23 protein-coding genes, 1 pseudogene and 1 riboswitch are annotated in these 26534 nt (G+C 31.6%); of the genes and pseudogenes, 13 read left to right on the forward strand and 11 right to left on the reverse strand.

The genetic code is table 11. The features are described 5' to 3' along the window. Nucleotides 1-432: 432 nt before the first annotated feature. The 11 genes and pseudogenes from AC3WQX_RS04065 (at nucleotide 433) to AC3WQX_RS04115 (ending at nucleotide 12238) form a co-directional block, all read left to right on the forward strand. The gene (locus tag AC3WQX_RS04065) at nucleotides 433-1839 is read left to right on the forward strand and encodes an anthranilate synthase component I (RefSeq protein WP_023350312.1); all 1407 of its coding nucleotides are present in this window, start codon (nucleotides 433-435) and stop codon (nucleotides 1837-1839) included. Beyond that, the gene (locus AC3WQX_RS04070) at nucleotides 1836-2402 is read left to right on the forward strand and encodes an anthranilate synthase component II (protein ID WP_030062722.1); all 567 of its coding nucleotides are present in this window, start codon (nucleotides 1836-1838) and stop codon (nucleotides 2400-2402) included. Before AC3WQX_RS04065 ends, AC3WQX_RS04070 begins: the two co-directional genes overlap by 4 nt. Nucleotides 2403-2405: 3 nt before the next feature. After that, nucleotides 2406-3401, forward strand: a complete 996-nt coding sequence (trpD, locus tag AC3WQX_RS04075) for an anthranilate phosphoribosyltransferase (protein ID WP_492739840.1) — start codon at nucleotides 2406-2408, stop codon at nucleotides 3399-3401. Nucleotides 3402-3403: 2 nt separating this feature from the next. Further along, nucleotides 3404-4186, forward strand: a complete 783-nt coding sequence (trpC, locus tag AC3WQX_RS04080; protein WP_492739841.1) for an indole-3-glycerol phosphate synthase TrpC — start codon at nucleotides 3404-3406, stop codon at nucleotides 4184-4186. After that, the gene (locus tag AC3WQX_RS04085) at nucleotides 4183-4830 is read left to right on the forward strand and encodes a phosphoribosylanthranilate isomerase (protein ID WP_023350308.1); all 648 of its coding nucleotides are present in this window, start codon (nucleotides 4183-4185) and stop codon (nucleotides 4828-4830) included. Before trpC ends, AC3WQX_RS04085 begins: the two co-directional genes overlap by 4 nt. After that, nucleotides 4808-6012 (forward strand): annotated as a pseudogene (trpB, locus tag AC3WQX_RS04090) (tryptophan synthase subunit beta). The gene AC3WQX_RS04085 and the pseudogene trpB overlap by 23 nt, the downstream one beginning before the upstream one ends. Continuing rightward, nucleotides 6005-6736, forward strand: a complete 732-nt coding sequence (gene trpA, locus AC3WQX_RS04095; protein WP_023350307.1) for a tryptophan synthase subunit alpha — start codon at nucleotides 6005-6007, stop codon at nucleotides 6734-6736. The pseudogene trpB and the gene trpA overlap by 8 nt, the downstream one beginning before the upstream one ends. A 143-nt stretch (nucleotides 6737-6879) precedes the next feature. Continuing rightward, nucleotides 6880-7539, forward strand: coding sequence for a type 1 glutamine amidotransferase domain-containing protein (locus AC3WQX_RS04100; RefSeq protein WP_002433580.1), 660 nt, complete (start codon nucleotides 6880-6882; stop codon nucleotides 7537-7539). A gap of 273 nt (nucleotides 7540-7812) precedes the next feature. Next, on the forward strand, nucleotides 7813-9066 hold the full coding sequence (locus tag AC3WQX_RS04105) for an aminoacyltransferase (protein WP_023350306.1): 1254 nt from the start codon (nucleotides 7813-7815) through the stop codon (nucleotides 9064-9066). Nucleotides 9067-9093: 27 nt separating this feature from the next. Then, nucleotides 9094-10347, forward strand: coding sequence for an aminoacyltransferase (locus AC3WQX_RS04110; protein ID WP_023350305.1), 1254 nt, complete (start codon nucleotides 9094-9096; stop codon nucleotides 10345-10347). Nucleotides 10348-11473: 1126 nt separating this feature from the next. Continuing rightward, nucleotides 11474-12238 carry an HAD-IIB family hydrolase gene (locus tag AC3WQX_RS04115; protein ID WP_023350304.1) on the forward strand — a complete coding sequence of 255 codons (765 nt, stop codon included), beginning with the start codon at nucleotides 11474-11476 and terminating at the stop codon, nucleotides 12236-12238. Nucleotides 12239-12318: 80 nt separating this feature from the next. Here AC3WQX_RS04115 and AC3WQX_RS04120 read toward each other — a convergent pair whose 3' ends face one another. From AC3WQX_RS04120 to AC3WQX_RS04140, 5 genes are all read right to left on the reverse strand, one after another. Next, on the reverse strand, nucleotides 12319-13014 hold the full coding sequence (locus AC3WQX_RS04120; RefSeq protein WP_002433571.1) for an ATP-binding cassette domain-containing protein: 696 nt from the start codon (nucleotides 13012-13014) through the stop codon (nucleotides 12319-12321). Continuing rightward, a complete protein-coding gene (locus AC3WQX_RS04125; RefSeq protein ID WP_030062719.1) occupies nucleotides 13014-13793 on the reverse strand; it encodes an ATP-binding cassette domain-containing protein in 780 nt (259 codons plus the stop codon). The genes AC3WQX_RS04120 and AC3WQX_RS04125 overlap by 1 nt, the downstream gene beginning before the upstream one ends. Then, a complete protein-coding gene (gene nikC / locus AC3WQX_RS04130; RefSeq protein ID WP_002433971.1) occupies nucleotides 13774-14610 on the reverse strand; it encodes a nickel transporter permease in 837 nt (278 codons plus the stop codon). The genes AC3WQX_RS04125 and nikC overlap by 20 nt, the downstream gene beginning before the upstream one ends. Further along, nucleotides 14600-15604: a nickel ABC transporter permease gene (nikB, locus tag AC3WQX_RS04135; RefSeq protein WP_030062718.1), complete on the reverse strand. Its 1005-nt coding sequence runs from the start codon at nucleotides 15602-15604 to the stop codon at nucleotides 14600-14602. The genes nikC and nikB overlap by 11 nt, the downstream gene beginning before the upstream one ends. Nucleotides 15605-15788: 184 nt before the next feature. Next, entirely contained in the window at nucleotides 15789-16139 is a 351-nt protein-coding gene (locus tag AC3WQX_RS04140) for a membrane protein (RefSeq protein ID WP_002433873.1), read from the reverse strand. A gap of 249 nt (nucleotides 16140-16388) precedes the next feature. Between AC3WQX_RS04140 and pepF the strand changes: the two genes are divergently transcribed. Next, a complete protein-coding gene (pepF, locus tag AC3WQX_RS04145) occupies nucleotides 16389-18197 on the forward strand; it encodes an oligoendopeptidase F (protein ID WP_023350301.1) in 1809 nt (602 codons plus the stop codon). A gap of 66 nt (nucleotides 18198-18263) precedes the next feature. Here the strand turns inward: pepF and phoU are convergent, their stop codons facing one another. The 6 genes from phoU to cvfB all read right to left on the reverse strand — a co-directional run bounded on the left by phoU (nucleotide 18264) and on the right by cvfB (nucleotide 24281). Beyond that, nucleotides 18264-18911 (reverse strand): phosphate signaling complex protein PhoU, encoded by a 648-nt coding sequence (gene phoU, locus AC3WQX_RS04150; RefSeq protein ID WP_002453208.1) that lies wholly within the window; start codon nucleotides 18909-18911, stop codon nucleotides 18264-18266. A gap of 6 nt (nucleotides 18912-18917) precedes the next feature. Next, nucleotides 18918-19796 (reverse strand): phosphate ABC transporter ATP-binding protein PstB, encoded by an 879-nt coding sequence (gene pstB, locus AC3WQX_RS04155; RefSeq protein ID WP_002433584.1) that lies wholly within the window; start codon nucleotides 19794-19796, stop codon nucleotides 18918-18920. Between the two features lie 84 nt (nucleotides 19797-19880). Continuing rightward, nucleotides 19881-20786 (reverse strand): phosphate ABC transporter permease PstA, encoded by a 906-nt coding sequence (gene pstA / locus AC3WQX_RS04160; protein WP_002433680.1) that lies wholly within the window; start codon nucleotides 20784-20786, stop codon nucleotides 19881-19883. A gap of 1 nt (nucleotide 20787) precedes the next feature. Beyond that, nucleotides 20788-21714, reverse strand: a complete 927-nt coding sequence (gene pstC, locus AC3WQX_RS04165; RefSeq protein WP_002433906.1) for a phosphate ABC transporter permease subunit PstC — start codon at nucleotides 21712-21714, stop codon at nucleotides 20788-20790. A 204-nt stretch (nucleotides 21715-21918) separates the two neighbouring features. Then, complete coding sequence (locus AC3WQX_RS04170) at nucleotides 21919-22911, reverse strand: PstS family phosphate ABC transporter substrate-binding protein (RefSeq protein ID WP_002470038.1); 993 nt, start codon at nucleotides 22909-22911, stop codon at nucleotides 21919-21921. 473 nt (nucleotides 22912-23384) lie between these two features. After that, nucleotides 23385-24281 (reverse strand): RNA-binding virulence regulatory protein CvfB, encoded by an 897-nt coding sequence (gene cvfB / locus AC3WQX_RS04175; protein WP_002433676.1) that lies wholly within the window; start codon nucleotides 24279-24281, stop codon nucleotides 23385-23387. 218 nt (nucleotides 24282-24499) lie between these two features. Here cvfB and AC3WQX_RS04180 point away from each other — a divergent pair, with 218 nt between their 5' ends. Continuing rightward, nucleotides 24500-26107 carry an ABC-F family ATP-binding cassette domain-containing protein gene (locus AC3WQX_RS04180; protein WP_023350300.1) on the forward strand — a complete coding sequence of 536 codons (1608 nt, stop codon included), beginning with the start codon at nucleotides 24500-24502 and terminating at the stop codon, nucleotides 26105-26107. 212 nt (nucleotides 26108-26319) lie between these two features. Further along, nucleotides 26320-26496: riboswitch (Lysine riboswitch) on the forward strand. The last annotated feature ends 38 nt before the right edge of the window (nucleotides 26497-26534 follow it).

Genomic DNA, 26534 nt, shown 5'->3' on the forward strand with positions numbered 1-26534 from the left:
TTAGAAAAATCAGACAATTTGAATGAATAAGTAGTTACTGCATGTTGTAGCACTAAGAAAGCTAATGGTTGATGTAAATTAGCACAATGCAATAAACGAATTGGGCTTTCAAATTACAATTAAATAATTTAAAAGTGAACAAATAAAATTGTTAACTAAGGTGGCACCACGGTAACGCGTCCTTATTGCGAGATAAGCGTTATTGTGGTGTTTTTTAAGCAAAATGTAGTATTTAAAGAATAGGTAGCAACAGAAAGTTAGTGGTTGATGTAAACTAACACCTACTTTGAAGAAATTGGGTTTTGTGAAATAAAAAATAAATACAAAGAGTGAGTTTTGAATATTACGAATATTCGGCTAATTAAGGTGGTACCACGCGTCAGCGTCCTTTTTCATAAGGAGGCTGATTTTTTAATGGAAAGGAGAAGAAATATGGATGTAGTTTATAAAAAGTTAAATGCGCTAATGACGCCAGAAGCTTTAGCACAATTAGGAGAAGCAAAAATTATATTTGAAAGTACAAATCAAGATAAATTAAAAGGAAGATACTCCATCGTTGTCTTAGAAGACTATGGTTCAGTTACTCTTGATAATAATCAATTAATTATTAATACAAGAGAAAAAATAAAAGTGGTGAATGAACATCCGTATGATTATTTAAAAAGTTTAGTCAATCAGTACTACGCGAATATTGCAGATGATCAATTGAAGCATTTACCTTTTATTTCAGGTTTTATAGGGACGTGTAGTTTTGATCTTGTAAGGAATGAGTTTCCTAAACTTCAAGAAATTGAATTAGATGATCATCGGGATCATGACGTTAAATTTTATCTGGTAGAAGATACTTATGTTTTTGATCACTATAAAGATGAGTTGTATGTGATTTCAACAAATTTATTCTCAAATACTTCTAAATCTCAGTTGGAAGCAAAAGTTAAACAAAGAATTGATGATTTAAAAAACATCAATTTAGCTCATGAAAGAATAAAGTTGAAACAACCTGAACGACAAATTGAGACAAATATAGGAGAACAAGAATTTTTAAAAATAATAACAGAATTAAAAAAGAAAATCGCAGAAGGGGATATGTTCCAAGTTGTGCCTTCAAGAATTTATTATTACAAGCATAACTTTGTAACTCATTTGCATCAATTAAGTTTTCAACTTTATCAAAAATTAAAGAGACAAAATCCTAGTCCATATATGTATTATATGAATAAAGATATTCCTATAGTCGTAGGCAGTTCACCTGAAAGTTTCGTTAGAGTTAAAGATGGATTGGTTTATACCAATCCAATAGCTGGAACTACTAAACGAGGTGCTAATAAAGATGAAGATAAGAAAAATAGTCACGCTTTACTTAAGGACGAAAAAGAGATAAGTGAACATAGTATGCTTGTAGATTTAGGTAGAAATGATATTCATAGAATTAGTAAAGTAGGAACTTCTAAAATCACAAAGTTAATGGAAATTGAGAAATATGAACATGTCATGCACATAGTGAGTGAAGTCGTAGGTGAATTAAAGGAGAATTTATCTCCAATGAGTGTCATTGCAAGTTTATTACCCACAGGTACAGTATCGGGGGCACCAAAATTAAGGGCCATTCAAAGGATTTATGAAGCTTATCCGTTTAAACGAGGGATTTATAGTGGGGGAGTTGGCTACATCAATTGTAATCATAATTTAGATTTCGCGCTTGCTATACGTACTATGCTCATAGACGACAAACAAGTAAACATTGAAGCAGGTTGTGGTGTAGTTTATGATTCCATACCTGAGAAAGAACTCGAAGAAACTAAACTGAAAGCAAAGAGTTTACTGGAGGTGACTCCATGATTTTAATTATAGATAACTATGATTCTTTTACCTATAATCTCGTAGATATAGTATCAAAACAAGCAGATGTGATTGTTAAATTTCCCGATGACAGTGAAATTTATGAACTTAAAAATATCTCAGCAGTTATTATTTCTCCAGGTCCAGGGCATCCATTAGATAATAATTTATTGATTAAATTAATTGAATATTTCGAAAACAAACCGATATTAGGTGTCTGCCTAGGATCACAAGCATTGACTTGTTATTACGGTGGAGAAGTTATTCAAGGACTAAAAATTATGCATGGTAAAGTGGATGATTTAGAAATAGTGAAATCAACACCTTTGTACCAAGGTTTACCTAATCATTTTAAAATAATGCGATATCACTCATTAATAAGTAATCCTAAAACATTTCCATCCGCTTTAGAAATTACTGGTCAAACGATAGATTGCATACAGTCATTTCAACATAAATACAAAAAACATTATGGAATCCAATATCATCCTGAATCCTTTGCAACAGAACATGGAGAAAAAATAATTAACAACTTTGTAAGACTAGCAATGAAAGGTAGTTAAAAAATGAAATTATTAAAAGATATTGAAGATAATAGACAGTTAACGGAAGAACATATGAAGGAATTTATCGATACTCTTCTTAATCCAAATGTGAAGGAAGACAATAAACTTAAGTTATTAAAGTCTTACACTAAAAAGGAAATGCAACAAATTGAACTAACCTATTTAGTTAAACATCTTATAAGCACAATGTATCCAGTTCAACCCTATTATGAAGGAGCGATGTGCGTTTGTGGTACTGGAGGAGATGGTTCAAACAGTTTCAATATATCAACAACATTAGCATTCATAGTAGCAAGTGCCGGCGTACCGGTAGTTAAACATGGCAATAAAAGTATCACATCGTATTCAGGTAGTACTGATGTTCTTCAAGCAATGGGGATTCAAACAAGTGAAGTAGCTAGTGTGATAAAACAATTAGATACAAAAGGTCTCTCTTTCATTAGTGCCACTGATTCTTATCCAATTATGAAATACATCCAACCCATTAGGAAGCAGATAAAGTCTCCTACAATATTTAATTTAGTAGGGCCTCTTATCAACCCATTCAAACTTACTTATCAAGTGATGGGTGTCTATGATGTTACACAACTAGGTAAGATTGCTCAAACTATCAAAGATTTAGGTAGGAAGAGAGCTATTGTCGTTCATGGTGCAAATGGTATGGATGAGGCAACGCTATCGGGAGACAATATCATTTATGAAATTAACCAAAATAAGCCAATCAAACAATATATAATTAATGCTAAAGATTATGATTTAGCTGTTGCTGACAATGATGTGCTCAAAGGGGGAACACCTGAAGAAAATAAAAATATAGCCATAAATATATTAAATGGAAACGATCAATCGAGTAAAAGAGATGTCGTTATACTCAATGCAGCAATTGCTTTATACGTGGCTGAAAAAGCAAAAGATATTCACTCAGGTATTAAACTAGTACGTCATCTTATAGACAGTGGTCAGGCTATGAAACAGTATTTAAAGATGGGGGTGTAGTGATGACGATACTTAATGAAATAGTTAATTATAAAAAGTCACTACTTAAAGAAGGATATTATCAACAAAAATTAGAAGAATTAGAATATGTTGATGTTTCTAATAAGAAGAAATTAATAAATGCATTGAAAAATGAAAAAAAGTTATCGGTTATTGCAGAAATAAAGTCTAAAAGTCCAACGCTAAAACAATTACCTCATAGAAACTTAATAGATCAAGTAAAAGAATATGAATTATATGGTGCAAATGCAATTTCAATCTTAACAGATGAAAAATACTTTGGTGGTAGTTTCGAAAGATTGAGTGAACTCACCGTCGAAACATCTTTACCAGTACTGTGTAAAGATTTTATAGTAGATAAAATTCAAATTGACGTAGCTAAAAAAGCAGGTGCTTCTATTGTTTTGCTTATTGTTAACATTCTCACAGACAAAGAGTTAAAAACTTTATATGATTATGCAACAGAACTTAACTTAGAAGTTTTAGTTGAGGTTCATGATAGAAATGAATTAAATAGAGCACATCAATTATCGCCAAAAATAATTGGAGTTAATAATCGAGATTTGAAACGGTTTGTTACTAACGTGGAACATACGAACCAAATTTTAAAATTTAAAAAGAAAAGATTTCATTATATTTCAGAAAGCGGTATTCATAGTACTCATGATGTTGAGCACATTTTACAGTCAGGTATAGATGGCCTACTAGTGGGTGAATCATTAATGAAATGCAACGACTTAAGTCAATTTTTACCAAGCTTAAAAATGGAGAAGATTCATCAATGATTTTAAAATTTTGCGGGTTTAAAAGTGAAGAAGATATCGAAAAGGTTAAAAATCTAAATGTTGATGCAATAGGGTTTATCCATTTTCCTAGAAGTAAACGACACGTGAGTATGAATCAATTAAAATTACTGTCCAAACGAGTTCCAGACCATATTTATCGCGTGGTAGTCTTGGTAAATCCAACATTAGACTTAGTTAAGCAAGTCTTCAATGAAACTAATATCAACGTAATACAACTTCATGGAAGTGAGTCTATTCAATTAATAAAAGCAATTAGAAAGTTAAGTCCTACGATTAAAATTTTTAAAGCAATTCCTGCTGATAAATATTTAAATAGAAATATTGAAAAATATGAGAAAACCGTTGATTTATTTATTATTGATACGCCATCTCAAAATTATGGTGGAACAGGTAATACATATGATTGGAATGTGCTTAGTAATATTCGAAAATCACGTTTTTTAATAGCTGGCGGGTTAGATATAAATCATATTAGTAAACTAAAATACCTTAAATTAGGTCAGAGCGGTTACGATATTGCTAGTGGGATTGAGACAGATAATATTAAAGATTTAGCAAAAATGACGCAAATTATAAAAATAATTAAAGGAGATGAAAGAAATGAACATACAAACAGAAGCTGACGAGCTAGGGTTTTTCGGTGAATATGGTGGCCAGTATGTCCCTGAAACACTGATGCCTGCAATCATAGAACTCAAAAAAGCTTATCAACAGGCTAAACAAGATGAATCATTCCAAGAGGAGCTCGCAAATTATTTAAAAGACTATGTCGGAAGAGAAACACCACTTACTTACGCTAAATCATTTACCGAAGATTTAGGAGGAGCCAAAATATATTTAAAACGTGAAGACTTAAATCATACTGGGGCACATAAAATTAATAACGCTTTAGGTCAAGCATTGTTGGCGAAGCGTATGGGAAAAACAAAATTAGTTGCTGAAACAGGTGCTGGGCAACATGGTGTGGCGAGTGCCACAGTAGCTGCTTTATTCGATATGGAGCTCATCGTTTTTATGGGAAAAGAAGATGTTAAAAGACAACAATTGAATGTATTTAGAATGGAACTTCTAGGCGCAAAAGTTGTTTCAGTAGAAGAAGGACAAGGAACATTGTCTGATGCTGTCAATAGAGCTTTAAAATATTGGGTAAGCCATGTAGAGGACACACATTATTTATTAGGTTCAGCCTTAGGACCTGATCCTTTTCCTACAATGGTTAGAGATTTCCAAAGTGTGATTGGAAACGAAATAAAAAGACAAATTAATCAAAAAGAAGGGCGTTTACCAGAGGCTATAGTTGCATGTGTAGGTGGGGGTTCTAATGCGATAGGGACCTTCCATCCATTTATTAATGATGACGTAAAACTTTACGGGGTTGAAGCTGCAGGTAAAGGAGTTAACTCAAATAAACATGCATTAGCTATAGGAAAGGGAAAACCTGGTGTTCTACATGGATCTTGTATCTTATTCAAGATGAGGATGGACAGATAGAGTTAGCCCATTCAATATCTGCAGGACTAGATTACCCAGGAATAGGTCCGGAACATTCATATTATAATGATATAGGTAGAGTGAAATATGTAAATGCCTCTGATGAAGAAGCCATGGAAGCTCTAATAAGATTCTCTAGAGCTGAAGGTATTATTCCTGCAATTGAAAGTGCTCATGCGATTAGTTATGTTGAAAAGTTAGCTCCAAAAATGAGAAAAGATGAAATTATTGTTATTACTGTCTCTGGTAGAGGGGATAAAGATATGGAAACAATTAGAAATTATACTGAAAGTCGTGGTGATATAGATGAGTAAGTTATTTATTCCTTATATAATGGGAAATTTAAAGTTTATTGAGAACTTAAAGATACTAAGTGAAGCAGGTGCTGATATTATAGAAATTGGTGTTCCTTTTTCAGATCCAGTAGCGGACGGTTCAACAATCATGAACGCTGGAGCAAAAGCCGTTGAAGAAGGCGTGAATATTAATTTTATATTTGAACAGCTAATTAAAAATAAAGAGACTATAACTTCTAAATATGTTTTAATGACCTATTATAATATTATCTCATCATTTGGGGAGAATGAATTTTTAAATAAATGTGAGGAAGCAGGTGTATATGGTTTAATCATTCCAGATTTGCCGTTTGAACTAACCCAAAAGTTTAAAAAAGATTTCCCTAATGAGAAAGTTAAATTAATCTCACTTATAGCAATGACTACTTCTGAGGAAAGAATTAAAAATATTGCTAAAAAGGCAGAAGGTTTTATTTACACGGTTACGATGAATGCTACTACTGGAGAAAATGGTCAGTTTCACCCTGAATTAAAAAGAAAAATCGAATTAATTAAAGGTGTCACAGATGTACCTGTGGTTGCTGGATTCGGTATTAGAAATCAAGAACATGTGAAAGATATTGGACGTATAGCAGATGGCGTTGTCATCGGCAGTGAAATTGTAAAAAGATTCGCTGAGAGTGATCCTAGTGAGATGTTTCAATTTTTAAGAAGCATAAGAAAGACACTCGATCAAATTTAAAATGGCAGTTAATAGGTTGGGATAAATGGGTGTTCCAACCTTTTTTTAATTTTGAGGGGATAGCTATATTAAATTTATATTTGAATATTTCATAGCTAATCAGGGTAAATTAATTTTATAACAAGTTAAAGAGGTGAAAGTGAATGAGTAAAAAAGTATTATTTGTTCTAACTAGTACGAGTCAGTATCCTGATGGTACGGAAACTGGTTTATGGTTAGAAGAAGCCGGAGAACCTTATGATATTCTTAGAAACGAAGGGATTGATGTTGATATAGCGTCAATCAAAGGTGGTAAGGTTAACTTAGACCCTAACTCCACTTCAGATGAGTTATTAAACAAATATACTTCATTTACTTCGCAGTTAAATCATACACCAAGTATTGAAGACATTGATGTTGATGAGTATGAAGCAATTTATTTACCAGGTGGTCATGGCACAGTTTTTGATTTTGCTAATAATGAAAAATTGGCAAATATTTTAGTACATTTTAGAGACCATGATAAAATTATTTCATCAGTTTGTCACGGACCAAGTGCATTTGTTGGTGTTAAAACAAGTAATGGTAAATATCTTGTTGATGGTATACGCTTAACCGCTTTTACTGATAGTGAAGAAAAAGCAATGGGACTGGAAGATAAAGTACCATTTTTAACGCAATCTAAATTAGAAGAACAAGGTGCTCATTTCATTACAAGTGATGATTTTACTTCACATTTAGAAGAGGATCGTAAGTTTATTACTGGTCAAAATCCTCAATCAAGCGAAGTCATTGGTAAAGCACTTGTAAATGCATTAAAATAAAACTGGTTACAAAATAATATGGGCTCAAACCTTTGTTTAGTCCATATTATTTTTTACATAATTATTCAAATCTAAAGTTGATTACCAATTTAGTGCAATTTTTAAATTAGTTAATATTTTAGTTTTGGGTTTAACTATTGTATACTTGTTAAGATTAGAAGTATAGATAACATATATAATCATAAAGTTACATATAATGTATATTTAACAACAATCTATCATACTTAATGTTAAATAAAGAGAGTTATAAAGAGATTAATAGGAGTTATGATAATGAAGTTTACGAATTTAACAGCCAAAGAATTTAGTGACTTTACTGATCAAATGCCTTATAGCCATTTTACTCAGATGGAAGGTAATTATGAACTTAAAGTTGCTGAAGGAACGGATTCACATCTTGTAGGAATTAAAAATAATGACAATCAAGTGATTGCTGCATGTTTATTAACTGCTGTACCTGTAATGAAAATTTTTAAATATTTTTATTCAAATCGCGGGCCAGTAATTGATTATGATAATAAAGAACTTGTTCACTTTTTCTTTAATGAACTAAGTAAATACGTAAAAAAGTATAACTGTCTTTATCTAAGAGTTGACCCTTATCTTCCATACCAATACTTAAATCATGATGGTGAAATTATTGGAAATGCTGGCCATGATTGGTTTTTCAATAAAATGGAAGAATTAGGATTTGAACATGAAGGCTTTCATAAAGGCTTCCATCCTATATTACAAGTAAGATACCATTCTGTTTTAGATTTAAAAGATAAAACATCTAAAGATATTCTTAAAGGAATGGATAGTTTAAGAAAGCGAAATACTAAGAAAGTACAAAAAAATGGTGTTAAAGTTCGTTTCCTATCCGAAGATGAATTACCTATTTTCAGATCATTTATGGAAGATACTACTGAAACGAAAGAATTCGCTGATAGAGATGATAGTTTCTATTATAATAGATTCAAACATTTCAAAGACAGAGTGTTAGTACCATTAGCATATATTGATTTCGATGAATATATCGAGGAACTTAATAATGAAAGAGATGTTCTCAATAAGGATTTAAATAAAGCGCTTAAAGATATTGAGAAGAGACCTGACAATAAGAAAGCTTATAACAAAAAGGATAATCTTCAACAACAATTAGATGCAAATCAACAAAAAATTGATGAAGCTAAAAATTTACAACAAGAACATGGTAATGAATTACCTATTTCAGCAGGATACTTTTTCATTAATCCTTTTGAGGTTGTATATTACGCCGGTGGTACTTCAAATCGTTATCGTCATTATGCTGGTAGTTATGCAATTCAATGGAAAATGATAAACTATGCTTTAGAACATGGTATTGATCGTTATAATTTTTATGGAGTTAGTGGGGACTTCAGTGAAGACGCTGAAGATGTAGGAGTAATTAAGTTCAAAAAAGGCTATAACGCTGATGTTATTGAATATGTAGGTGATTTTATAAAACCAATCAATAAACCTATGTATGCAATCTATAACGCACTTAAAAAGTTAAAGAAATAGATTTTTTAGGAAGGGAATTATCTAATTATGAAATTTACAGAGTTAACAGTTAAAGAATTCGAAAACTTTGTACAAAATCCATCATTAGAAAGCCATTATTTTCAGGTGAAGGAAAATATTGCTACGCGTGAAGCAGATGGATTCCAAGTTGTATTATTAGGTGTTAAAGATGATGACAATAGAGTAATTGCAGCAAGTCTTTTCTCTAAAATTCCTACAATGGGAAGTTATGTATATTATTCAAATCGTGGTCCAGTTATGGATTATTCAGATTTAGGTTTAGTTGATTTTTATTTAAGAGAATTGGAAAATTATCTACACCAACATCAATGTTTATACGTAAAATTAGATCCTTATTGGATATATCAAGTTCATGATAAAGATATCAATCCTTTAACTGAGAAGAACGATGCTTTAGTTAACCTCTTTAAATCACATGGTTATGACCACCATGGTTTCACAACTGAATATGATACTTCTAGCCAAGTAAGATGGATGGGCGTTTTAGATTTAGAAGGTAAGACACCTTCTTCACTGAAAAAGGAATTTGATAGTCAACGTAAAAGAAATATTAATAAAGCGATAAACTATGGAATTAAAGTAAGATTTCTTGAGAGAGATGAATTTGATAAATTCTTAGATTTATATCGCGAAACTGAAGCTAGAACAGGCTTTGTATCTAAAACAGATCAATATTTCTATAACTTCATTGATCACTATGGCGATAAAGTTCTTTTACCATTGGCCTATATAGACTTAGATGAATACATAGAAAAAGTTCAACATTCTTTAAATGATAAAGAGAATCGTCGTGATGATATGATGGCTAAAGAAAATAAAAATGATAAGCAATTAAGAAAAATTGCCGAATTAGATAAACAAATTGAGCATGACAAAAAAGAATTACTAAATGCTAGTGAGATTCGTCAAACTGAAGGATCCATTCTAAACTTAGCAGCAGGTGTATACTTCGCTAATGCATATGAAGTCAATTATTTCTCAGGAGGTTCTTCAGAAAAGTTCAACCAATATATGGGACCTTATGCAATGCATTGGCATATGATAAATTATTGCTTCGATAATGGTTACGCAAGATATAACTTTTATGGTTTATCTGGTGACTTTACTAAAGATAGTGAAGATTATGGTGTTTATCGCTTTAAGAGAGGATTTAATGTTCAAATTGAAGAATTAATTGGCGATTTTTATAAACCAATTAATAAAGTGAAATATTGGTTATTCACGACATTAGATCGTATACGTAGTAAGGTTAAAAAATAAATATCTATATTTGAGAGCATATTGGGGTAGAGCCAATATGCTCTTTTACCATATTAGAGAAGGGTTGGAAAACTCTAACTGGTTAGTGTAGGTAGAATATAAATCTTAGTTGTCGAAATCATGTTGTTCCCTACACATTTAATAATAGCATATTATTTTTATTGCACAATAATGCTCTTAGATTAATTTTAAATAAAGTTTTTATATCTATAAGAGTTGCTATTATTATAATCGTTTAAATAAAGAGAGAATAACAAATTTGAATGATGAAGTTTTTATAAAAAGCTAAAAATGAAGTTTATACAACTGATCTTTTCTAAATTTTTTTGGAAGTTTGTTAATTTAATCGACAGTATACTAAATATTTTTAAAGCGAAGTATAGTATATAGGTGATTATAAAAGCATTATGTAAACTAAGGGGATTTCATCTAATCTAAAGCACCTTATAACAAGTGATTGAGAGGCAATTTGGGGCATACATCAATTAAAAAAGTGATATTAAAGTTTGTTTTAATTAAATACAGCAAATTTATGGTGATTATTATCCAACAATGGCTTGTAATTTAGCAAATTAAGTATATAAACAAACGCTTATGGCAGATATTTACGCCTTAACTCTATAGCGATAAGTTATAATAAGCTCGTACGATTGCATAGCGCATAATAATCTTGGAGATTTAGTGGCTGTGTTAGAAGAAATAATTCAAATTAATTCAGCACACATTTAAAATACTAATAATAACCATAATTATAATAATCAGTTGTATATATGCGCGCTGGGATGTTTTTAATCTTTTAGTTTACATAATATATATTATAGGAAGTTATGTATATTTGTTCAGGGGACCTTACCTGTTGTCTATAAAATATCACTTACTTGCGTTATTTGTTGTTTAACTATTTGTTTTATTTCTCTATTGTCTTACATTATTAATAAGCTAGATTACAATCATTACTCAACACATATGTTTCTAAAATCTCATCCTTTATGATATTAGTTAATAAAAATTGCAACTATATATTTATTCACACTTTTAAATCTAATGAGTAGCTATAGTTAATCATTTTGATGTATTTTGTATGCTATACTGAATTCATTATTACTAAATTTGGAGTGACTCGATAATGAATTTTATTTTTGATATAGATGGTACGATTTGTTTTGATGGTCATCATGTTGACCAATCTATTAAACATCGGCTTGTAAAACTCAAAAATGCTCACAATAATGTAATATTCGCATCTGCACGTCCTATAAGAGATTTGCTACCAGTAATTCCTGAATTTGCGGATTATACTTTAATTGGTGGAAATGGAGCTATTATTTCTCAAAACGGACAAATCGAAATCATTTCGGAAATAGACGTTCATGATATCACGCTTATCAAACAAATCATTAAGCAATACAATTTAACGTATATCATTGATGATAAATTCAATTACTCGACAAATCTAAATGCTGATACTGAATTATATCAGCGTATAGACCCTAATCGTACGGCACAATCTTTACATATGGATGCTATAAAGGATCCGATTAAGGCTATACTTTTAAATATTAAATCTGAAGAATTTGATACTATTGCTAATACTTTAGAAACTGAATCCATTGGAGTTGAGCTTATACAGCATTACAATGAGTCATATATTGACGTTACTGCTCAAGGTATAGATAAACATACGACGATTCAGTACATATTAGGTGCTGATGCGGATTATATCGCATTCGGCAATGATCATAATGATATACATATGTTAAATAATGCTTCTCATGGTTATTTCGTCTCAAATGCTAATGTAGAGTATCAATCTTTTTTAAAGAACCCTAATATAGAAGTTATAAATAATACTAATGAAGCAATTTGTAATGTATTAGACAAATATCTTTAAGAGGTATTAATCGTAGAACATAAAAATCAATATAAAACTCCCCACTCAATATCAAGCATGTATTATGTGGGGAGTTTCTATTATTCAAATGTTTCAATTAATAATTTAGTGTACTCATTACGTTCAGAATCAAATAATTCATTTGTTTTGAAATCATCAACAATTAATCCATCTTTTAAAACGATAATTCGATTTGTTAAACGTTGCAACACTGATAAATCGTGTGATATAACAATCATCGTTTGAGGTATGTCAATTTCGGATTTCAATAAGAAATCAATTACCTTTTGTTCTGCGATAACATCAAGATTTGATGTTATTTCATCGCATATCAAGATGTCTGGTTGAGCTAGTAAAGTTCTTATAATATTTAATCTCTGCAATTGACCGCCGCTTACCTCATTAGGATACTTTTGCAACAATTGATGAGATAAGTGAAAAGCATCTAAATGATTTAAAATTTGTTCTTTTATAAATGAAGCTTTAACTTTTTTGTAATAAATAAGGGGCTCCTCTAATGATTGTTGAATTGTATAGTGTCTATCAAAACTTTCAAATGCATGTTGATATATAGGCAATACACGTTTGGAATCTACAGTAACTTTACCTCTTATAGATTTGAATTCATTTAATATTAGTTTAACTAGGGTAGTTTTACCTGCCCCGCTCTCACCTAGAATACCTATCTTTTCATTTTCTTTAATGTCTAAATTAATACCATTAAGTACTGGATGATTTTTACTATATTCATAATAGACGTTTTGTAATCTTATCATTATTCATTTATCTCCCTTTGACTCAAGGTATTTCTGTTTTCTAATAATTGTTTTGTATAGGAATGAGATACTCTATTTTCTAAGAGGTTGCCAACTTTACCAGTCTCTACCACTTCCCCACGTTTCATAACAGTAAAATAATCTCCATAACGAAGGACATGATTCATATTATGTGTAATAAGGAGTACCGTATTACGATGATCTTTAACAATGTGTTGAAGCAGTTGCATTATTTTATGACCATTAACCACATCTAATGAAGCTACAGGTTCATCTGCGATAATAAGTTTAGGATCTAGCATTAGTACACTAGCAATATATACGCGTTCTAGCTGACCACCTGAAAGTTCAAAGCTATATTTTTTTATAATATTAGAATCATCTAAATTCACCCATTTTAATGCATTCTTTATCTTTTCTAATGCTTCAGAACGACTTGCATCATAGTGAGTACGGTATATTGCGATGAGTTGTTTTTCTAAACGTATATGTTCGTTAAAGCTTTGAGCGTAATTTTGAGAAATATAACCAATGTCCTTACCTAAAAATTTTTTTATGTCACGAGCCTCATTATTCTCAAATTGATATTCCGTAAAACTCATATCAAGACCTTTAGGTAAATAATTTAACAGTGCTCTAGCTGTGAGACTTTTACCTGCCCCACTTTCTCCAATAATTACATTTAAGATTCCTTTGCGGACATCTAAGTTTAGGTTTTTAATTAAACTTGTACCATTTAGATCGCTAATGTTAAGATTTTTAATTTTTAAAAGAGTCAAACTCGGCACCTCTCTTCTCTAATAAGCGGTCTCGAATTGCATCACCAGTAAGATTGAATAACAATATTGTGATTGAAATAAGTGTGGCTGGTGCAATAATCATAATAGGATGAGACGTGATGAAATTTCGTCCTGCTTGAAGCATAGCTCCCCATTCAGGAGAAGGCGGTTGTGCCCCTAATCCTAAGAATGATAGCGAACTAATGTATAAAATAATTTTACCGAAATCAACTACCATAATGACCAAAATAGATGGTATGACCTTTGGTAATAAATGTTTAAATAGAATATTAAAAGTTGAAACATTGAATAGTTTAGCCATTTTGATATAGGAATAATTCATTTCAGAATTAACAATCCCTCTCGTTACACTTGTATAATTCATCCATTTAATAAGTGTAATCGCAATGACTAAATTCCATATACTTGGATGAAAAAAGCTTGCTAAAGCAATCATTATGACAAACTCTGGAATACTTAAACCGATATCGATAACCCTCATAATGATTGAATCAATAATCCCTTTTTTATAGCCTGCCAAAAGACCCAATGGCACACCTATTAAAATAGTAAAAAGTAACGTAAGTAAGGTAATGAATAAAGTTGTACGAGCGCCTATGATAAGACGGCTAAACAAATCGCGACCATAATCGTCAGTACCTAATAAATGTTTGAAGCTTATAGGTTTAAACGTCTCTGATAAATGAACATTGAAAGCTGCGTCTGGACTTACAAATAATTGTAAGGCAATGATTATAAAGATATAAATACCAAACACATAAAAAATATAATTACGGTTGGCTAGTTTACGCTTCATGACGATCACCTTCTTGTCTATGCTGGCTTTGGCGAGAGGATTTGAAAATATTTATTCCGTCTTTAGTGTTATAACGTTGTTTAGGATCCATCATCAAACTTAAAATATCTGCAATCGTATTGATAATCACTACGAAACAGCCTATAAATAAAACGCAACCTTGTATTAAAGGATAGTCTCTTGATTTGATGCTATCTACTAAAATGTAACCTAAACCTGGAATATCGAATAAGTTTTCAATGACTACAGTGCCCCCTATTAAACTACCTACTGATAAACCTAATAATGGGATAATGGGAAGTAATGAAGGTTTAAAGATGTCGTTAAATAAAATATAACGTTCTGACATGCCTCGTAACCTAGAAGCTTCCACAATTGGACTTTGGTATTGTTCTAATAAATTAGATCGAATGAGTCGAATATAATATGCACACATTCCAATGCTCATTGTAAGTATAGGTAATACATATATGGCTATAGACCCCTCCTCCGATGTTGGTAAGAGATTGAGTTTTTGATTAAAAATAAATAATAAAATTAATCCAATAAAAAATGAAGGTAAGCTTACCGAAAGAGAAGTAAAAACACGTATCAAATGATCTAAAGTTTTGTGATAGTTTAATGCCGCAAAAATACCTAATGGTATAGAAATAATCATAGAAACAATTAGAGTGCCAAAGGTAATAATCAATGTTGGGCCAATATAACTTGCGATTTCTTGTGTTACTGGTTCATTAGTTTGAAAACTTGTACCTAAATTGAAGTGTAATAAATGACTCATCCAGTGCCACCATTGAACAAATATAGAGTCATTTAAACCTAATTTCTGTTCTGTTGCTTGAATTTGGGATTGAGAAACCTGAGTTGTATTAAGATGAAGGATTTTATTAACAGGATTACCTGGTGATAATTTCATCAGAATGAATGTGAGCGTTGTGATTACAAACAGAACAATCATCATTTGCAATATTTTGGAAATGATTGTTTTAAACATCATAGAAGCATCCTTCCACTTTAAATGAATTAAATATTTATATAATAAAATTTAACATTAAATTGTTTTTGTTATCATCTTTCTATTATTATAGTAGTGATTTTAAAAAAATAATAGTAAGAGCGTTAAATAAAAAAGACTCAACACTTTCGAATTACCAAATGTGCGGAGTCTTTAAAAAATTTTATTTACGAAAACGATGTCTCGACTTTTTAAAATCGTCATCATCTTCATATTTACGAATTTCTTTCTCAAGTTTATTTTTCTTACGCTCACGTCGCCATTTACGAGTAAAGAACCACAATAAGAAACTTATGATTAAACTCATTATAGCTAAAAAGGCAGCATAACCTAATAAAGGTTGATAAGAAATATCATGGAAATTTGGAATAAAGAATGCTAATAATGCTAAAACTACAAACGTAATGATTGCGGCCGAAAACCATTTATGTAAAACAAGAGTACAGAATACTGTTAACAAAATCATTGCTAAGATAGTAATCCATAAATAATTAGGCATATCAAAAATTGTCATTATACTATCTCCTCATTCTCTAATTAATAATAATTTTATTATACTATTGATGTGCATTAAACTACTCAGGCTCAAGTAGGAAAGTTTTATAAATCACGCTTAATTCTAACCTATTCATGATACAAGATTAAATATTTAATTCCCTGCTTATATATTAGATAAACAAACAATTAGATAACCACATGAAATGTTATTCTGAATTGAGTTTTGTATAATATAAGTAATTCTAATTTAAGGAGTGTGTGACTGATGACACAAGGTCTACCTTTAAGAAAAGATGTTCCAAAGCAAGAAACATGGGACCTCAAAGATCTTTTTATTAATGATGAAGCATTTTATGAAACTTTAAATCAAGTACTTAAGTCTTCTAAAGAGTTTAATTCTAAATATAAAAATCAACTTACTAACATTGAGAATGTCGAACGAGCGTTGAAAGATTATGAGGACATTTTAGTGCAATTAGATCGCCTATATAATTATCCTGAATTAAGAGTTAGTGTTGATACTTCTAATGAAGAAGCACAAAAAGTAAATGCTAAACTCAATACGATGTCTGGAAAAATTGCTGGTTTATTATCATTTGTAGATTCAGAAATCTTGGCATTGTCCGAGGAAACGTTAAATGAATTACAAGAAAATACTAATTATCCTCACTTTATTAAGAGATTACATGATAGAAAGCCGTATCAATTATCAACTGAAGTAGAACAAGTACTTGCCACATTAACACCTACCTTAAGAAGTCCGTTTGAATTATATGGCACTACTAAAAGTTTGGATATAGACTTCGAGTCATTTGAACATAATGGTGTTACCTATCCATTGGATTACGCAACTTTTGAAAATGAATACGAAGATCATCCAGATGTTGAATTTAGAAGAAAGAGTTTTAAAACATTTAGTGATGCTATACGTAAATATCAAAATACAACGGCAGCTACATATAACATGCAAGTGCAACAAGAGAAAATTGAAGCGGATTTACGTGGGTATGACTCCGTAATAGATTATTTACTTCAAGAACAAGAAGTTACGCGTGATATGTTTGACCGTCAAATTGATGTCATTATGAGTGATTTAGCTCCTGTAATGCAGAAATATGCTAAACTCATTCAACGTGTACATGGTCTTGATAAAATGCGCTTTGAAGATTTGAAAATATCTATTGACCCAAGTTATGAACCTGATATATCTATTGAAACTTCAAAAGAATATATTTATGGAGCGCTTAACGTTTTAGGTGATGATTATTTAAATATGTTAGAAACTGCTTACAACAATCGTTGGATTGATTTCGCACAAAATAAAGGTAAAGAGACAGGCGCTTATTGTGCGAGCCCTTACTTTACGCACTCTTATGTGTTTATCTCTTGGACAGGCAAAATGGCTGAAACTTTCGTTCTTGCTCATGAGTTAGGTCATGCAGGACATTTTAAATTAGCACAAGACCATCAAAATTTACTGGAATCTGAGGCATCAATGTACTTTGTTGAAGCGCCTTCTACAATGAATGAAATGTTAATGGCTAACTACCTATTTAACAGTAGTAATGATCCTAAATTCAAACGTTGGGTGATTGGTTCAATTCTATCAAGAACTTATTACCACAATATGGTAACGCATTTATTAGAAGCTGCATATCAACGTAAAGTATATCAATTAGTAGATGAAGGAGAATCACTCACAGCTCCGATCCTAAATAAAATTATGCTAGATGTGTACGAAACATTCTTCGGTAATGTGGTTGAAATGACTGATGGCGTCGAACTAACATGGATGCGTCAGCCACATTATTATATGGGTTTATATTCATACACGTACTCTGCTGGTTTAACTATTGGTACAGTTGTATCTCAAAAAATTAAAAATGAAGGTCAACCAGCTGTAGATAACTGGTTAAATACATTAAAAGCTGGCGGTAGTATGTCTCCAGTTGAATTAGCTCAAACTGCCGGTGTTGATATCACTACTGAAGCTCCATTAAAAGCTACAATAAAGTATATCTCAGAGTTGGTGGATGAATTAGAGAGATTAACAGATGAAATTGAAGCTGAATAAAGAATAATTGAATATGAAAAATCGCCCCTACAGGATATAATTTATCCAATAAGGGCGATTTTTTTATTAGTCAAATGTATCGTAATGCTCTCCGGTTAAATAATAATAGACACTTTCGGCAATATTACTAATGTGATCTCCAATGCGTTCTAAGTGTCGAGCGGCTAAATGTGCTTGACCAGCAACGAATGGATCATTATCAATTAAGTATGTTGTGTTAACGATATTAATATATAAATCATCAATGTCTTTATCTCTTTCAATAATTTCCTTAATTAATGTTAAATCCTCGGTTTTAACTGCTGTATTTAAGTCTTCTAGCATAAGCATTGCTAACTTACCCATCGTCTTTAAACGTGTAAACACATAATCATCGTTAATCTTCACTCTTAAACGTATATGTGCGATGCTTGCAGCATTGTCCCCCATTCTTTCAAAGTCAGTAGAAATTTTTAATGCTGCCATCATCATGCGTAAATCAGTAGCAATTGGTTGCTGTTTAGTGATTAACATAATGACTTTTTCATTAATCTCATAATCTAATTGATTAATTTCCTTATCTTTCTCAATGGTTTCTCTAGCAAACGTTCTTTTTTCTTCACTTAACGACACTAATGCATTTTTGATATTAAAATAAACACGAAGGCCAAGACGACGTAAATCTTTGATTAACTCATCTAGCTGACCTTCGTATTTATGTCTAATGATTGCCATATATAATTATCCGAAACGTCCTGAAATATAATCTTCTGTTTGTTTATCAGAAGGATTAGAGAAGATTTTATCAGTGTCGTCGTATTCGTTTACATAACCATTAAGGAAGAATGCTGTTTTATCAGATACACGTGCAGCTTGTTGCATGTTATGTGTAACCATAATAATTGAATAATTTTGTTTTAAGTCTTGGACTAATTCTTCAACTCTTAAAGTTGAAATTGGGTCTAATGCTGATGTTGGCTCATCCATTAAAATTACATCCGGTTCAATTGCTAGGCATCTAGCGATACAAACACGTTGTTGTTGCCCCCCTGATAAGCCATAAGCATTAGTGTGTAATCTATCTTTCAATTCATCCCATATTGCAGCGCCACGTAATGATTTCTCTACAATTTCGTCTAAAACTTTTTTATTTTTAATACCATGTGTTTTAGGACCGTAAGTAATATTATCGTAAATTGATTTAGGGAATGGGTTCGGTTGTTGGAAGACCATTCCTACATTAGTTCTTAGTTTCTCTTTAGAATATTTAGCATCAAAGATGTTTTGATCGCGATATAAGATTTTACCAGCTGTTTTAACAGAAGGTACAAGCTCAACCATACGATTTAAAGTTTTGATGTAAGTTGATTTACCACAACCTGATGGTCCGATAATTGCTGTTACATTATTTTCTAAAATATCTAAGTTAATGTTTTGTAACGCATGATTTTCACCGTACCACAAATCTAAATTTTGAGTAGAATATACGATGTTTTTTTGACTATCAGGTGTCTTGTCTTTTTTATCATTTTCAGTAGTAATAATCGTAGACACAGAGCCATTATTTTTCTCTGTTTGCTCATTTAATTTATTTTTTTCTGCGACTTGTGAATTAGCCATAATTAAAAACTCCTTCTATATATAGTCGAGGCTTTATACGTATCACCCTCGACTATTTGAATAACTATTTCCCTATAAGTTTAATTAATATTTTTTACTGAATTTATTACGTAAAAGAATTGCTACTGCATTCATTGCTAATAAAATAATTAGTAAGACGATAATTCCTGCTGATGCAACATTCTGGAATTCAGCTTGAGGCATTTTAGCCCAAGTGTAAATTTGAGTTGGAAGTGCAGAGAATTGATCTAATAAGCCAGAAGGTGTAGCTAAAAGAATAGTTGGGATACCAATAACAACTAATGGTGCAGTTTCACCTAATGCACGAGATAACGATAAGATAAACCCAGTTAAGATACCAGGTAATGCTGCAGGTAATACGACTCTTCTAATCGTTTGCCATTTATTAGCACCTAATCCAAATGACGCTTCTCTCACCGAACCAGGTACAGCTCTAATAGCCTCTTGACTTGAAACGATGATAACTGGAAGAATCAATAATGACATTGCCAATGCAGCTGCTAAGACACTATTACCCATACCTGCTGCTCCAACGAAAAGTGTGTAACCTAATAAACCGAATACGATTGAAGGTACACCAGCTAAGTTTGAAATACTTATTTTTACAATACTTGTAAAAATATTGTCCTTTGCATATTCTTCAAGATAAATCGCTGTACCAATTCCAAGAATGATAGTAATTGGAATAATAGTAACAATTAACCAAATGGATCCAACCAATGCACCTTTAATACCGGCATCTGCAGGTGTTGAAGATGAGAAATTCGTAAAGAATTCAGGTGTTAAATGTCCTGCCCCTTTAATAATTGTTTGTGCTAGTAAAGCAACTAATACTACGAGACCGATGACTGTGCATAGAAAAAATAATCCTTTAAATATTTTATTCTTAGTACCACGAGTAGAAATGTTTTTATCTACCTTATTTTTATCTATTAACGCTTTATTAGTAGGATTTGTTGTTGAACTCATATTAATACTCCTCTCTGAATCGTTTTGAAATCCATTGTGAAAGTAGATTCATTATTATAGTGAAGATAAATAGAGTAAATCCTACCGCATAAATACTGTAGTAGATATCTGAGCCAAATGGCGCGTCACCAGTTGCAACTTCAACAATATAACCAGTCATTGTTTGAATGGAACTAGTTAGACTTAATGAAGATGTAGGTGTACTACCAGCTGCTAATGAAACAATCATAGTTTCACCAATCGCTCTTGAAACACCCAATACTATTGATGCGACAACACCTGAAGTGGCTGCAGGTAAGACAACTTTAGTAGCAACTTCAAATTTAGTTGCACCAAGACCATAAGCGCCTTCACGTATTTTATTAGGTACAGAAGACATTGCATCTTCACTCAAACTTGTAATAATAGGCACGATCATAATACCAACAACTATACCGGGACTTATAGAGTTGAACTCGCCTAAACCAGGAATAATACTTCTTAAAATTGGTGTTACAAAAGTTAAGGCAAAGAAACCGAATACTATCGTAGGTATACCTGCTAATATTTCTAGGATTGGTTTGATGATACGACGTGTTCTATCACTTGCATATTCATTAAGATAAATTGCAGCGCCTAGTCCAATTGGAACTGATACGATAGTTGCAATGAAAGTAATTTTTAATGTACCTATAATCAATGCCCAAATGCCATATTCAGGATTTGAACCCGTAGGATTCCACGTTCCTGTTAAAAAGAATTTAGAAAATGGTACACGTGTAAAGAAAGTGATTGTCTCAGTGAGTAAAGTAAATAAAATAGCAATAGTGGTTAAGATTGATATAGCTGAAATAATACCCAAAATGATAGGAACGATTTTATCACTTGCCCCACCCTTTTTAGCATTATTCTTGGCTATCATTTCTCTAACATTTGTTTGTGAAGCCATGTAAATCCCTCTTTCTAATTTCTCCCAAAATAATTTAAAAAAGATTGGGAATTACTTTAGGGAATGATGAGTTCAAATGAATCAATTGTTTATAAAAACTCAATAATCTTCCCTGAAGAAAAAAGTACAGACAAAGTGGTTGTTCTCCACTTTGTCTTATACTTTTGCAAATTCCCAACCCTTTTATATTAAGTACACTAATTTTTATTTTTTGTCGTCTGATTTTTTATCTGATTTCTTGTCTGATTTTTTATCAGATTTTTGATGTTTATCTAAAAACTTATTTAACTCTTTTAATTGAGATTTATAAGTTTTCTTAGGAGCAGCTACTTCATCTTTAGCTTCAGCAGATTTACCTTCATCTTTAAGAACGAATTTCATGAATTCAGACATTACTTTGTTATCTTTTAATGATTTATCTTTAACGTAGATGAATAATGGTCTACTTAAAGCATATGAACCATTTTTGATTGTTTTCTTAGTTGGTTCAGTTAATTTGCCGTTATCATCTTTGATCTTAACTTCTTTTAATTTGTCTTTATTTTGTTCGTAGAACGCATAACCGAAGTAACCAATACCTTCTTTGTTTTTAGTTACAGAGCTAACTAATTGGTTAGTATCAGCATTTTTCTCAGCCTTGATATCTTGTTTGTTCATTACTTCCTCTTCGAAGAAGTCGTATGTACCATGACTTGAGTTAGGTGATACAGCATTGATTTTTTTATTTGGCCATTTAGAATTTACATCTTTCCAAGTTTTAGCTTTTCCAGAATAAATATCTTTTAATTGAGATTTAGTTAATGATTTTACGAATTTATTATCTTTATTTACTGCGATAGTAACAGCATCTTGTGCAATTTTAAATTCGTGGTATTTAATACCTTTATCTTCTAATTTTTTCTTTTCTTCGTCTTTAATAGGTCTTGAAGCGTCTGAGAAATCAGTTTCGCCAGCAATGAATTTTTGGAATCCAGCACCTGTACCAGCTTGTCCAGAAGAAATTTTAGCGTCTTTGTGATTTTTCGCCCATTTTTCATTTAATTTTTCGACGATAGGAGCTACAGTAGATGAACCTTCACCTTTTGCAGAACCTTTAAGATCACTTCCGCTACCAGAACCTCCATTATTACCACCGCAAGCGCCAAGTAAGAATGAAGCACCTAATACAGTAGTACCGACTAATTGCCACTTTTTCATTGAAACATCCTCCTAGTATAAATAACCCTAATGTTATATGTATTTCTTACAGCTTTTATAATACATACCTTTTGTTAATTAAAAATAGAGTAATTGTAAATCTTTTGTTAAGAGTGTTTAAAGGTTGGTATAACGCGCTTTATAGAGGTATAGATGAAGTTTATATTTTTGAAAATTACTTTAACTCATAAATACAATAGTTGTTATATAGAAAACATACAGGTGTGAGTGTGTATAGTGGCAATATCACAAATTAAAAATTGTACTTAGATAGTCAGACAGATCACAAGCCCCCGCTTATTAAAGATGTTTTATACTTAATTCTCTATTTAAAATAATTCGATAAAAAAAGCTTATTCCTAGAATTTTAGGAATAAGCCTTTGCATTAGATTTGAATTTTTCTAATTCTATTCTTAAATTAACTACATTAAAGTATGTTGTACATCAATCATTACTTACTAATATATACTTCTTATTCTTCTACTCTACTCCAACCTTTTTTAGTAAGCGTGATTTTACCAGTTTCAATATTAATTATTTTCTTCTTATATAAATGACCAATAGCACGTTTGAATGAGCCTTTACTCATATTGAACACTTCTTTAATGGCTTCAGGACTGGATTTATCCCAAAATGGTAATTCGCCATCATATTCTACGAGTAGATCGAAAATAACTTGTCCATCATCGTCTAAACGTTCATGAGCTAGCGGTAAGAATGAACCATTGAGTTCACCTTTATCATTATGTCCGATGATACGCACTTCAACTTTCTCTCCTAAACGAGGTTCTTGCTTACGTTCAGATTCATGGACGAAAATTTTGTAGCCATCTTCACTCAATAAGAAACTTCCTACTCTTAATAAGCGATATGCTCGAGCTTCAATCATTTCATTTTGTTTACTATCATCCATTACTGGTGTGAACATACCTTCAACAATTGTTTCACTAGCGAGGCGTCCAAACATTTGATTGTTACTATCAATTCTTAGAGTAACAAGGAGATAATCTCCAGCTTGAGGCCATAATTCTTTGATTTTTGGTAGGTCTTCCCATGGAACTAACACTTCACGAGGAAGCCCTACATCAATACGTGCGCCGTCACGGTCAGTTTTTAAAACTTTTGCAAAATCATATTTATCTTTGGTGATATCAGGCATATTTTGAGTTGCAAATAGTTCACCTGAACGGTTTGGATAAACAAAGAAACTATACTCTTCCCCTATTTCAAATTCGTCTTCATCGGCTACCTCTGATTGATTAAGTTTAACTTGTTCCCCATTGGGTCCCTTTAATAGATAAGTTGAGCCTTGTAAGCCCTCAACTTCTAAAAATTCTATTGAACCTACGATATCTTTATCTAATGCCATTATTTTCTCCTTATGCTAATGTAATTTCTAAATTTTATTATTGTTTCTTCTATATAAATAGTTATTTTCAAAATTAAAATAAATGATTCACTACGATAAAATTCCTTTTAATTATAACATGAGTCACTTATTCTATCATTACTATGTCAACGTGGTCGAAACTCCTACTATTATATGATATAATTTCTCCGTTAGAATAACGATAAAGGAGCAAATGCATGTTACAAGTAACTGATGTAAGTTTACGTTTCGGAGATCGTAAACTATTTGAAGATGTAAATATAAAATTTACTGAAGGTAATTGTTATGGCTTAATTGGTGCTAATGGTGCTGGTAAATCAACATTTCTTAAAATTTTATCTGGCGAAATTGATTCGCAAACAGGTCATGTTTCATTAGGAAAAGATGAACGTCTAGCAGTATTAAAGCAAGATCACTTCGCATATGAAGATGAACGCGTATTAGATGTCGTAATTAAAGGACATGAGCGTTTATATGAAGTTATGAAAGAAAAAGATGAGATTTATATGAAGCCAGATTTTAGTGACGAAGATGGTATTCGTGCTGCAGAACTTGAAGGTGAATTTGCAGAAATGAATGGCTGGAACGCAGAAGCCGATGCTGCTAACCTACTTTCTGGTTTAGGTATTCAAGCAGATTTACATGACAGAAAAATGTCTGAACTTGAAAACAATCAAAAAGTAAAAGTATTATTAGCGCAAAGTTTATTTGGCGATCCCGATGTACTTCTACTAGACGAGCCTACTAACGGTTTAGATATCCCTGCAATTAGCTGGTTAGAAGATTTCTTAATTAACTTTGAAAATACAGTTATCGTTGTATCCCACGACCGTCACTTCTTAAATAACGTATGTACGCACATTGCTGACTTAGACTACGGTAAGATTAAACTATATGTAGGTAATTATGATTTCTGGTATCAATCAAGTCAGTTAGCCCAAAAAATGGCTCAAGAACAAAATAAGAAAAAAGAAGAAAAAATTAAGGAATTACAAGATTTCATTGCACGATTCTCTGCGAATGCTTCTAAATCAAAACAAGCTACAAGTCGTAAGAAACAATTAGAAAAAATTGAATTAGATGATATTCAACCATCTTCAAGAAGATATCCATATGTTAAATTTACTCCTGAACGTGAAATTGGAAATGATTTATTAACTGTTGAAAATCTATCTAAAACAATTGACGGCGAAAAAGTATTAGATAATGTTTCATTCACAATGAATCCTAACGATAAAGCTATTTTAATTGGTGATAGTGAGATTGCCAAAACAACATTGCTTAAAATTTTAGCTGGTGAAATGGAACCAGATGAAGGAACATATAAATGGGGTGTCACTACTTCCCTTAGCTACTTCCCTAAAGATAATTCAGAGTTCTTTGATGGTGTCGACATGAACTTAGTTGATTGGTTAAGACAATATGCGCCTGAAGATGAACAAACTGAAACATTTTTACGTGGTTTCTTAGGTCGTATGCTATTTAGCGGAGAAGAAGTTAAGAAGAAGGCAAGTGTTCTATCCGGTGGCGAAAAAGTTCGTTGTATGTTAAGTAAAATGATGTTATCAAGTGCTAACGTTTTATTACTAGACGAACCTACAAACCATTTAGACTTAGAAAGTATCACTGCAGTTAATGATGGATTGAAATCATTTAAAGGTTCTATCATCTTCACTTCATATGACTTCGAGTTCATCAATACAATTGCAAACCGCGTTATTGATTTAAATCAACCAGGTGGTTTATCTAAAGAAGTTCCTTATGAAGAATATCTTCAAGAAATTGGTGTTTTACAAAATAGTTAATAAATTTTCTTTAACTCTAGAGCATCTTCATGATTCTCTAGAGTTTTTCTTTTGGAAATTGATATTTAAGCAATCAATAATAAAGTTTTATTTATAATAAATCACAAATTGTGTTATCTTACTCTTAAATTTTCAGTATATTTTTAAAAATCTAACATATTGGTTTACAGAGATATACACTCTATGTATAATAAACTCATATCAATTGAATAAGATTTTGATGAGGAGCATCAATCATGAGTAAATTTTAGTATTTTGTCTGCTAACAACTAATTTTGAAAGGGTGCGATGCCGAAACAATTCATAATAGCAGTTATGAGTCGTTGGACTTTTTGGTTAAGAGCTGAAAGTTTGTCATTATTACTAAATAATGGAGTGCATCACTTGTACATAAATGTAGAGCAAGTTCGCGCATTCCGAACTTGTT

The organism is Staphylococcus sp. FW104-15G4D, assembly GCF_058790135.1.